The 12,091-nt window shown below is 31.3% G+C and carries 8 protein-coding genes and 1 riboswitch; of the genes, 6 read left to right on the forward strand and 2 right to left on the reverse strand.

Annotation, left to right across the window (positions count from 1 at the left end):
* Positions 1-186 precede the first annotated feature (186 nt).
* The 3 genes from secA to J2Z42_RS05280 all read left to right on the forward strand — a co-directional run bounded on the left by secA (position 187) and on the right by J2Z42_RS05280 (position 5,189).
* On the forward strand, positions 187-2,751 hold the full coding sequence (gene secA, locus J2Z42_RS05270; RefSeq protein WP_209701545.1) for a preprotein translocase subunit SecA: 2,565 nt from the start codon (positions 187-189) through the stop codon (positions 2,749-2,751).
* 15 nt (positions 2,752-2,766) lie between these two features.
* Positions 2,767-3,874 (forward strand): peptide chain release factor 2 gene (prfB, locus tag J2Z42_RS05275; RefSeq protein WP_209701547.1). Its coding sequence is split into 2 segments (ribosomal slippage): positions 2,767-2,844 and positions 2,846-3,874, totalling 1,107 coding nucleotides; the frame shifts between segments, so codons are not numbered across the junction.
* An 88-nt stretch (positions 3,875-3,962) separates the two neighbouring features.
* The gene (locus tag J2Z42_RS05280; protein WP_209701548.1) at positions 3,963-5,189 is read left to right on the forward strand and encodes an MFS transporter; all 1,227 of its coding nucleotides are present in this window, start codon (positions 3,963-3,965) and stop codon (positions 5,187-5,189) included.
* Here the strand turns inward: J2Z42_RS05280 and J2Z42_RS05285 are convergent.
* Complete coding sequence (locus tag J2Z42_RS05285; protein WP_209701551.1) at positions 5,186-6,535, reverse strand: M28 family metallopeptidase; 1,350 nt, start codon at positions 6,533-6,535, stop codon at positions 5,186-5,188. The two genes, J2Z42_RS05280 and J2Z42_RS05285, sit on opposite strands and share 4 nt — an antisense overlap.
* A gap of 132 nt (positions 6,536-6,667) precedes the next feature.
* Here J2Z42_RS05285 and J2Z42_RS05290 point away from each other — a divergent pair, with 132 nt between their 5' ends.
* Complete coding sequence (locus J2Z42_RS05290; protein WP_209701553.1) at positions 6,668-8,821, forward strand: Tex family protein; 2,154 nt, start codon at positions 6,668-6,670, stop codon at positions 8,819-8,821.
* 44 nt (positions 8,822-8,865) lie between these two features.
* Here the strand turns inward: J2Z42_RS05290 and J2Z42_RS05295 are convergent, their stop codons facing one another.
* Entirely contained in the window at positions 8,866-9,126 is a 261-nt protein-coding gene (locus J2Z42_RS05295) for a glutaredoxin family protein (RefSeq protein ID WP_209701555.1), read from the reverse strand.
* A gap of 141 nt (positions 9,127-9,267) precedes the next feature.
* Positions 9,268-9,383: riboswitch (FMN riboswitch) on the forward strand.
* 136 nt (positions 9,384-9,519) lie between these two features.
* Between J2Z42_RS05295 and J2Z42_RS05300 the strand changes: the two genes are divergently transcribed.
* The gene (locus J2Z42_RS05300; RefSeq protein ID WP_209701557.1) at positions 9,520-10,134 is read left to right on the forward strand and encodes an ECF transporter S component; all 615 of its coding nucleotides are present in this window, start codon (positions 9,520-9,522) and stop codon (positions 10,132-10,134) included.
* Positions 10,135-10,269: 135 nt separating this feature from the next.
* Positions 10,270-12,090 carry a hypothetical protein gene (locus J2Z42_RS05305; RefSeq protein ID WP_342589997.1) on the forward strand — a complete coding sequence of 607 codons (1,821 nt, stop codon included), beginning with the start codon at positions 10,270-10,272 and terminating at the stop codon, positions 12,088-12,090.
* Position 12,091 lies beyond the last annotated feature (1 nt).

Below are 12,091 nucleotides of genomic sequence, written 5' to 3' on the forward strand. Positions count from 1 at the left end.
GAAGCCGGATACAGCTTCCTCTCTTGATTTCTAAATAAATTATTAAAAAATTAAATTTTATGGATTATATTTAAAAATTATGGATAATATATTAAACTATCTTTGTATTGGTTGAATAGCTTATAATTAGATGATATAATCTATAAAGTATATATATTTATAAAATAACATGTGAGGATGAAAATAATGAAACTTTTTCAAAAAATATTTGGTTCATACAGTGATAGAGAAGTAAAGAGGATTGTACCCATAGTAGAAAAAATAGACAGTTTAGACAAAAATATGCAAAAGTTAACAGATGCAGAACTTAGAGCTAAAACAGATGAGTTTAAAGAAAGATTAAAAAATGCAGAAACTTTAGATTCAATATTGCCTGAAGCTTTTGCAGTAGTTAGAGAAGCAGCAGACAGAACTATAGGTCTAAAGCATTATAAAGAACAACTTATAGGTGGAGTTGTTCTTCATCAAGGTAGAATATCAGAAATGAAAACTGGTGAAGGAAAAACTCTTGTTGCCACTGCACCAGCTTATTTGAATGCACTCACGGGCAAAGGAGTTCATATAATTACCGTAAATGACTATCTTGCTAAGAGGGATAGAGATACTATGGCACCTGTATATGAATTCTTAGGTTTAAAGGTTGGAGTTATACTTCATGATTTGGATCAAGGCCAGAGACAGGAAGCATATAATTGTGATATAACTTATGGAACTAATAGTGAATTTGGTTTTGACTATTTAAGAGATAATATGGTTGTTTATAAAGAAGAAAGAGTTCAAAGAGGACTTAACTTTGCAATAGTGGATGAGGTGGATTCTATATTAATAGATGAGGCAAGAACTCCACTTATAATTTCAGGTGAAGGTGAAAAGTCTACTGAGTTTTATAAAGTGGCAGATCATTTTGCAAAAACTTTAAAAAAACAGGAAGAATCAAAAGGAGACGTTGAAATTCCTGAAGAGAAAAAAGGAGACTTTACAGTAGATGAAAAAGCAAATGCAGTACTTCTGACAGATCGAGGAGTATCAAAAGCAGAAAAGTTCTTTAACTTGAAAAATTATGCAGATCCTGAAAACATGGAATTGCAGCATCATGTAGTTCAGGCTTTAAAGGCGAATTACATAATGAAAAGGGATAAGGACTATATGGTGAAGAACGGAGAAGTACTTATAGTAGATGAATTTACAGGAAGAATGATGGAAGGCAGAAGATACAGTGATGGACTCCATCAAGCTATAGAAGCAAAGGAAGGAGTCAAGGTAGAAAGAGAATCAAAAACTCTTGCTACTATAACATATCAAAACTATTTTAGAATATTCAATAAACTTTCAGGTATGACAGGTACCGCACAAACAGAGGAAGGTGAGTTTAGAGAGATATATGGACTTGATGTAATAGTTATACCTACACATAAACCTCTAATAAGAAAAGACTTGCCGGATTTAGTTTATAAAACAGCAAAGGGTAAATTCAAGGCTATTGCAGATGATATATATGAAACTTACAAGAAAGGTCAACCTGTACTTGTAGGTACTGTAAGTATAGAAAAATCGGAACTTCTGTCGGATATGCTCAAGAAAAAGGGTGTCCCACATCAAGTACTTAATGCTAAATATCATGAAAAAGAAGCTGAGATAATTTCTCATGCTGGTGAACAGGGAACTGTAACTATTGCTACTAATATGGCTGGCCGTGGTACAGATATAAAGCTTGGGAAAAATGTCGTAAGCTTAGGCGGACTTAAAATAATAGGTACAGAAAGACATGAATCCAGAAGAATTGACAATCAGCTAAGGGGTCGTTCAGGTCGTCAGGGAGATCCAGGACAGTCAAGATTTTATGTTTCACTTGAAGATGATTTAATGAGAATATTTGGCTCAGATAGGCTTAAGGGAATGGTTGACAAACTTGGGCTTGGAGATGACGAGGCAATAGAGAGCAAAATGGTTACTAATGCCATAGAGAATGCACAGAAGAAAGTTGAAGGAAACAACTTCGATATAAGAAAGACATTGCTGCAGTATGATGATGTAATAAATAAACAGAGAAAAATAATATATAAGCAGAGATCAGAAGTACTTGAAGGAATAGATCTTAAAGATCAAATAGATGGAATGCTCGAAGGATTAGTTTCTGAAATTATACAATCTCATATATCGGGTCAGGAAGAAGAGTTCGAAGATGAAGTTAAGAAAATAATCAGTTATATGGAAGAAGTTTATGTACCAAAGGATACTATTAAGTTTGATGATATAATAAACCTTTCCGATGAAGAGATAATAGATAAATACATTGAATTAGGTAAAAAACTATATAAGGAAAAAGAAGAAGAGTTTACTCCAGAACAAATGAGAGAGCTTGAGAGAGTAATATTACTTAAGGTCGTTGATACAAGGTGGATGGATCATATAGATGATATGGAACATTTAAAGAGAGCTATAGGATTAAGGGCTTATAGACAGCAGGAACCTGCCCAGGCATATCAGTTTGAAGGCAGCGAAATGTTTAATGAGATGATATATAACATCAAGGTAGATACTATAAAATACTTGTTCCATGTACAAATTGAAAGAGCACCAGAAAGAGAGAGAATTGCGAAAAATGTAAGCACTAATCAGGGAGAGGATGATTCTATAAAGAAGAAGCCTATAAGAAAAAAGAAGACAGTAGGAAGAAATGATCCTTGCCCATGTGGAAGTGGAAAGAAATACAAGAACTGCTGTGGAAGATTTGCAGACAGCAGCAATTAAAAAGGGAGTATTTATATGATAATTGAATTAGAAGAGTCATTGTCAAAGCTGAATGTATTAAAAAAATCATTAAATGAGATAAAGGAGTCTCTTTGACATTGATAACTGTAAAAATAGAATAGAAGAATTGCAGATGGAAATGCAAGAACCGGATTTCTGGACAAATGCTGAAAAAGCTCAAGAAATATCTTCTGAAGAAAAGTCATTAAGCGGAAAACTGGAAATGTACACTAAATTAAATGAGAGAATAGATGATGCAAAGATTTTAGCGGATATTACCATAGAAGATGGCGATGAAGCTTCATCTAAAGAAATAGTATCTGAAGTACGGGATATAGAAAGCATTATTGAAAAATTAAAAATAGAAATACTTCTATCTGGAGAATATGACAAAAATAATGCCATATTGAATCTTCACGTAGGAGTAGGTGGAACAGATGCACAGGACTGGACTGAAATGCTATTAAGAATGTATACGAGGTGGGCAGAAAAGTCAGGTTATAAAGTTGAAACTTTGGATATACTTCCAGCAGATGATGCAGGAATAAAAAGTGTATCTTTAAGGATAATAGGTGAATTTGCTTATGGATATCTAAAAGCGGAAAAGGGAATTCATAGATTGGTAAGAATATCACCTTTCAATGCTAATGGAAAAAGGCAGACTTCATTTGCATCTGTAGAGGTACTTCCGGAATTAACTAAAAATCAGGATATAGATATAAGACCAGACGATTTGAGAGTAGATACTTATAGATCCAGCGGTGCGGGAGGACAGCATGTAAATAAGACGGAATCGGCAGTAAGAATAACACATATACCTACTGGCATAGTGGTTCAGTGCCAGAATGAAAGAAGTCAGCACTATAATAGGGAAACTGCAATGCTTATGCTTAAATCAAAACTTGTAGAACTTAAAGAAAGAGCACATAAAGAAAAAATAGAGGATCTTACAGGTGAACTTAAGGACATGGGTTGGGGCAGTCAGATAAGGTCTTATGTATTTCATCCGTATACACTTGTGAAGGATCACAGAACTGGAGCAGAAAATGGAAATGTAACTTCAGTAATGGATGGAAATATAGACAATTTCATAATAGCTTATTTAAAACAGCAGGCAAAATAAAAAGATGCTGCCGGAAATATTTAATCCCGGCAGTATTTATTTATGTTAACTTAGATTATTTTATGTATACCAGGGGAGGGATTGAAAAGTGAATTTTAAAAACAGGTTAAAAGATACATTTGTATCAATAAAACATAAAGATTTTAGATATTTTTTATCAGGACAGCTTTTGTCCCTCATGGGAACTATGGTACAAAATACTGCCCTTAGCTGGTATGTATATAAGATAACTAATTCACCTTTTTTGCTTGGGCTCATAGGAGTATTTCAATATGCACCTGTACTTTTAATTACACTTATTGCAGGAGTTATAGTTGAAAGGCATCCTAAGCGAAATATTCTTTTGCTGACACAATTCTCGTATATGATTCAGGCCTTTGCGTTGAGCTTTATTGTTTATACGGGTGAAAATAAATATTGGATGCTTGCTGTATTAGCTTCTATAAATGGTATTATAACTAGCTTGGATATGCCAACCAGGCAATCTTTTTTCATTGAACTTGTTGGAAAAAAAGATCTGCCAAACGCTATATCTTTAAATTCAACTGTATTTAATATGTCACGTATAGTTGGACCTGCATTTGCAGGAGTAATAATGAATAAATTTGGTGTACTTCAATGTTTCCTTATCAATGCCTTCAGTTTTATACCCGTTATTTATGGTGTATTTAAAATACAAGCTAAAGGTAATCCAACTATAAAATCTAAAACTTCAGGATTATTCAAGGATTTAAAGGGTGGAATAGTATATACTTTGAATAAAAAAATACTTGTATCTACTTTGTTTATGATGTCTATAGTATGTACTTTTAATTTTAATAGTAATGTAATTATACCTGTATTTGCAAATCAGGTTATGAATGGTGGAGCTACTGAATACAGCATACTTTTAAGCTTAGTAGGTCTTGGATCATTATTTGGAGCTATGTTCATGGCAAGTACAGGCAGAAGACTAAAGATAAAACATTATCTAATTATAAACGCCTTTGTACTTGCAATATTGAACATAATGACTTTATTTAGTGCTGATTATGTAATAATAGGAGTACTTTTTATATCTATAGGCTTCTTTGGACTTACGTTTTTAAACAAAGCTAATGCTACACTCCAATTTAATACAGAAGATGAGTATAGGGGAAGGGTAATGAGCATATATGCTTTTTTAAATATAGGAAGTACTCCTTTGGGAAATGCTTTTGCGGGAATCGTAATGGAAAAAGTTGGTGGAAAATTTGGCTTTTTTAGCTGCGGCTTAGTTATATTATTACTTATAGTAATTACTGTAGTGTTTGTTGAATTAAAAAAGAAAGATTAGTTATTAGTGTTTTTTGTGCATTTAATATATAGAATAGTAGACAATAATAATCCTATAATTGATACAATAAATAATTGTTTGTAATACAGGATATATGGATTTCTGCCAAAAGCAAAGCTATCAATTTCCTTAGAAACTATATTAAAACATCTGTCTATAGATTTTGTATTTATATATTGAGACTTATCCTTAGGTGTGTGTATCCTTGACATATCTGCATCAGATAAAGTTACAGCATCTATACCATAAGCTCTAAAATATTCATGGTCGCTGCAATTTTCAAACGTATACTTAAAATTTGCTTTATTTTCATTACATAGACCTGCTATCTCTTTTACAAAACTAGAGTTTTTTGTATCAAATTTACCTGACATTATTGAGATAGGCACATTTTTGTCACTTCCTATCATATCAAAGTTTATGACTTTACTACCTTTTAAATCATTTTTGTACTGCTTTACAAAATTTTTTGATCCCAGGCATCCAAATTCTTCTGCATTAAAAGCTGCAATTATTATATTTCTTTCGGGTTTTCCGATTGAATTGATATATTTTACAAGCCCGAGCAAAAATGAGGTGCCGGATGCATTGTCTAGTGCACCGTTATATACGGTACCTGCAAGATCACTTCCAACATGATCAAAGTGTGCTGACAAAATAAGCGGCGGTAGATTCTGATTTTTACCTTTTATATATCCTAGTACATTATATGTAGAAGTAAATTCATCCTCAAAAGGTATAAAACAGCTTATTTCATATCCTTTATTTATATAATTATTTATTTCCTGTGCAGTATGCTTTTTAATCATTATATACATACAATGAGGAGAATTTGATATAAAAGAACTCCTGAAGTTTACATTGTCATCCTGAGGATTATAGAATAAAAAGTAATTATTGCCTTGTTGTACCTGAAAATTATTTCCTCTCCATAAAATATTATCACCTTTTTTAAAAGATACATTGTTGTATCTAAAGTTAACCATATCTTCTTTATAATCTATGGCATATTTGTATTGCTTTACTATGAATCCATTTTTATCTTTTACTAGAAGATACGGAGTCCCAGTTACCGCTCTTGGATAAATTACATTGAAGCTTTGAAGATAATTGTTTTTATAGGGAATTAAATTTTGATCTTTGAAATAGTTTTTAATAAAATTTATTGTTTCGTAATTTTCCAGGGTTCCTGTAAGTCTTCCATTAAAATCATCTGAAGATAGATATTTTACAGTATTTTTAACTTCGTTTGAATTTAAAGGCCTTATAAAATAATAATTTTCAAAACTTAGTGAACAGATTATACAAAATATAGTTATAATTAAAGAAAGCAGAAATTTTTTCATTTATACTCACCTACTAGATTAATGCTTATATAGATATATATTAATTTGCCAAAATACATATAACTGTTGTAATATATTTTTAGTCAACTTATTTTTAATGAGTTTATGAATGAAGTGAAGCAGGAGGAAAATATGAATAGTATAATAGATATGCTAACTCAAGAGTTAGGTGTAAATAAAAAATATATAAATAATGTAGTTGAACTTTTGGATTCAGGAAATACAGTGCCTTTTATAGCCAGATACAGGAAGGAACTTACTGGAAGTATGAGTGATGTTACTTTGAGAAAATTGGCAGAGAGGCTTACATATCTTAGAAATCTTAAGGATAGAAAAGAAGATGTAATAAGGATAATAGATGAACAAGGCAAGCTTACTGAAGATTTAAAGAAATCTATAGAAAATAGCAGTACTTTAACAGAAGTTGAAGATATATATAGACCATACAAGCCAAAGAAAAGAACAAGGGCTACTATAGCTCAGGAAAAAGGATTAAAGCCACTTTCAGAAGTTATTTTAAGCGGAAGTTTTAAAAGTGATATAGAAGAATATTCAGAAAAGTTCATGAATGAGGAAAAGGGAGTTAAATCCAGAGAAGATGCATTATCAGGAGCTATGGATATAATAAGTGAAGTTATATCAGATGAGGCGAAATATAGAAAATGGATAAGAAAATTTGTCAATGATAATGGAGTAATTGAAACAAAAGGTGAGAGCAAAGAACCAACTCCTTATGAAATGTATTATGATTACAGAGAAGCTGTAAAATCTATACCAGCTCATAGAATACTTGCAATAAATAGGGGAGAAAAAGAAAAGGTTCTGTCTGTAAAGATAAATTGTGATATGGACAAAATAGTGGAATATTTGAAATCTGAATGCCTTAAGGGAAACGATGTAACTGACAGCTATATAGAAAAAAGTGTAGAGGATTCACTTAAAAGATTGATTTATCCATCTATTGAAAGAGAAATAAGATCGGAACTTACAGATAAAGGTGAAGAAGGTGCTATAAAGATATTTAAAGCTAACTTAAAAGCACTTTTAATGCAGCCTCCTATAAAAGGAAAAAATGTGCTTGGATATGATCCGGGCTTTAGAAATGGATGTAAAATTGCAGTCTTAGATGATACTGGTAAATTATTGGATACAGCTATAGTTTATGCTACTGCACCTCAAAATGATATAGAGGGCTCCATAAAGAAGTTAAAAGAATTAGTGTACAAAGACGACGTAAATGTTATATCGCTTGGAAATGGAACTGCCAGTAGGGAATCAGAAGAGGTTATTGGAAAGCTTATAAAAGAGGTAAAGGAAGAAAAACAAAAAGAACTGTACTATGTAATAGTATCTGAGGCAGGGGCTTCGATTTATTCTGCATCTGAACTTGCAGCAAAGGAATATCCTGATATAAATGTATCCTTAAGAGGAGCTATATCCATAGGAAGGAGGCTCCAGGATCCACTTGCAGAGCTTGTAAAAATAGATCCAAAGTCAATAGGTGTAGGACAGTACCAACATGATGTCACTCCTAAAAAGCTTGATGAGTCTTTAAAGGGAGTTGTGGAGGATTGTGTAAATAGTGTAGGTGTGGATTTAAATATAGCAACACCGGCGCTTTTATCCTACATATCCGGAATAAACTCGACCATAGCATCGAACATTGTAGCATATAGAGACGAAAATGGAAAGTTTGAAAACAGAAAGGAATTACTCAAGGTTAAGAGACTTGGCGCTAAAGCATTTGAACAATGTGCAGGATTCTTAAGGGTTATGGAAAGCAGTGAACCATTTGATAATACTTCAGTACATCCTGAATCATATAAGGTAGCTAAAGCTCTTCTGGAAATACTGGGATACAGCAGTGAAAGCTTAAAAAAATCAGGATTTTCTGATATAGATGATAGAGTTGACAAAATAGGAATAGAGAATCTTTCAGATAAGCTTAATGTTGGGGTGCCTACTTTAAAGGATATTATAAAGGAAATTAAAAAACCGGGAAGAGATCCAAGAGAAGAACTGCCAAAACCAATATTGAAGACTGGAATAGTTGATATGAATCAGTTGAAACCTGGAATGGTGCTCACTGGAACAGTCAGAAATGTAGCAGATTTTGGAGCTTTTGTAGATATTGGAGTTCACCAGGATGGGCTTGTTCACATAAGCCAGCTATCGGATAAGTTTGTAAAGCATCCATTAGATGTAGTGCAGGTAGGAGATATAGTTCAAGTAACGGTACTTGAAGTTGACGAGAAAAGAAAAAGGATAGCACTCAGCATGAAGTAAAATAAAGGAGGGCGTTTGCAAGCTTTTGCAGCACCTCCAATTCTCTAATGAATAGATTTTTCAAATACTTCTTTAACAATTTCCTTAGAGGGAATGCCCTCATGGATTTTAGTATCACCTATAAAATATGTAGGTACATAATAATAGTCATATTTTTGGGCTATTTCAGGTTCCTTTTCTTCATCAATTATTTTAACATCAACATCAGTATATTTGGGATTTTCACCTTGAAGTTCTTTCATCCAGCCAAGTGCCTGTTTGCAGTACGGACACCAGCTTGTTATAAACATTTTTACAGGCTTCATATAGTATCACCTAACTTTCTTTAGTATTGTTTTAGTAATGTATACATTTTATTATAATTATATACTAAAACAATATACATTTCATGAAGAATGTACATATTGATTTTTATATTTATGTGTATTATAATAAAGCCATAAATAAATAATCTTCAGGGCGGGGTGTAATTCCCCACCGGCGGTATAGCCCGCGAGCCTAAGTGGCATGATTCGGTGAAATTCCGAGGCCGACAGTAAAGTCTGGATGAAAGAAGGTAAAGAGTATTGTATTTTGTAAGCCCTGGTTTTAATCAAGGCTTTTTATTTTATGCTTTTTATACTGTTTCACCTAAAACTTTAAATGAAAGACATTAAAAGTTAAAAGATTGAAGATTATAATATCAGGAGGGTGTAACTATGAAAGATAAAAAGTTGAATCAATTGGTTAAGGTATCATTATTAAGTGTTATTGCATGTGTACTTATGTTTTTAGAACTTTCACTTCCAATATTTCCATCATTTTTAAAAGTTGATATAAGTGATTTGCCTGCATTAATGGGAACTTTTGCACTTGGACCAGTATCAGGAATCATGATAGAATTATTTAAAAATATACTTCATGGAATATTTGCTGGACAGACTGCTTTTATTGGAGAACTTGCAAATTTTGGAGTTGGGGCATCTTTAGTACTTATAGCAGGACTTGTATATAATGTAAAAAAATCAAGAAAAACTGCTGTAATTGGGCTTGTATTTGGAACTATTGTTATGGCACTTGTAGCAGCCGTTTTAAATTATTTTGTACTTCTGCCACTTTACCAGAATGCATTTAATTTCCCAATAAGCCAGATTATAGCTGTAGCAGGTAAAATAAATGGAAATGTAAACAGTGTTGGAACTTTAATAGCATGGACAATTATACCATTTAATTTGTTTAAAGGTGCTATAGTAACTGTTCTCACACTTGTAATTTATAAAAGTGTATCGCCAATTCTTAAAAAAGAAAATAATAATGAAAAACAAGTAGCTTGATATAAGATTTTTTTATCTGACATTGATTAACATCTGATGTCAGATTTTTTTTAATTTTAAAGTTTTATTCATGAAATCTTAATTATATACGATAAATAATATATATTTTGATAAAGGTAATTTAGAGTATAAAGGGTGATTAATTTGGCAGGAATATGGAATATAAATAGTACTTATAACGTAAATAACAAAAGAATAGCTACAAAACTTTCTTTTGAAATAGGTGAGAAGTTTTTAGCGAGAGTAATTAATATAGATAGAGTGTCTCAAAGCATATTATTGAAACTTTTGGATGGATGGCAATTTTCTGCAAACATAGAAAACCCGGAAAAAGTACTGCAGGATGAATTACTCAGATTTCAAGTTGACGGATTTGAAGATGGAAAAGTTAAATTAAAGATTGTAAGTGGAGAAAAGGATTCTTCTGGAACGTATAAAGATGCTGTACAGCTTTTTATAAAGGAAAAAGGTTTAAATTTAAACAGTGAAGATTATGGACTTATTGAGAATATGATAAAACATGATATTCCACTTACTGATGAAAATATATCAGATATAAAAACCCTTATGAAATTCATGGAAAAATTACAAAGTAATCCTAAAGAAAAAGATGTTTTTATACAAAAGTACCTTTTGAGTAAAAATATCGAAACGAATAGTAACGAAGGAAAGATGATAACTAATACTTTGAAAAATTTTTTCGATAAACTAGGAGATGTTAACAGCAAGGACATTTTTACTCTTATAGAAAATAATATAGATTTGAATAAAGCAAATATAGATAGTTTTGAAAATGTGTTTAAAAAATCTTCAACTATATATAATGAAATCAAGAATATGGGGAGTGAGTTAAATAAAAATATTGCAGACAGTATAAAATCTGGGAATATTTTAGAAAGCGGAAATGATTATACGGACATTTTACAAAAAAATATCGAGAAAACTTTTGGTGATGGAGGAAAATCTGAAGTAGCGGCAGTTAAAAACAATACAGATGATAATCCCAATATAAATGAAGACATTAACCAAAAAGATATTGAAGATTCTGGAGTAAAGAATAACAGCAAAACCCAGGCTAAAAATGAGATATCAGAGGTTGTTAAAAATATTTTGGATAATTCTGCGACAAAAGATGGAATAAAAAATATCGCAAAAGAAATAGGAAAACAGACAAATTCTAAAGCTGAAGATGTAGAGAATATTATAAAAAAGGTAATAAATGAAGAAAATAATATTTCAAATAATGATGAGAAAACTGTTGTAGAGAATCAGGATTTAAATGTCAATAATGAAGATAACAAGCAGAACGTAAAAAACAATATATCCAATATTATAAAGGATATTTTTTCAAATTCAACTTTGAAAGCTAAACAATATCGTATATCAAAGGATACCATAGATAATATTACAAATCAGATAAAAGACCAGATAAATTCTAAGACTGAAGAGATGACAGATATAATAAAACAGGCAATTAGTCAAACAGATGATAAAAGTGCTCAAAAATCAGTTAATATAATGAATATGTTGAACAATAATATAAATGATTTTAAAATATTTAATACAGTTTCAAATTCTTATTATTATATGGATCTGCCATTAAAATTTGAAAATAGAGATTATGGGTGCAAGCTTATAATAAAAGATGAAAGAAAAAAAGGAAAAAAGATAGATAGTTCAAATGTAAAAATAGCTACATCTGTAAATACAGATAATATGGGTGTTGTAGATGCTTACCTCACTGTTAAAAACAGAAATATGGATATCGATATAAAAAGTGATAAAATGTGGGTTAATGTTTTAAAAAAGTATGATAAAAAAATATTGGAGAGCTTATCTGAATTAGGTTATAATATAAATGTTCAATTTAATGAAAAAAAACAAGAAATGAATATCTCAAATTGTAGAGACTTTTTTCAAGACAGTGAATTTGGAATAATAAATACAAGAGCGTAAG

Source organism: Clostridium algifaecis, from assembly GCF_017874415.1.
Taxonomy (GTDB): Bacteria; Bacillota; Clostridia; order Clostridiales; family Clostridiaceae; genus Clostridium_B; species Clostridium_B algifaecis.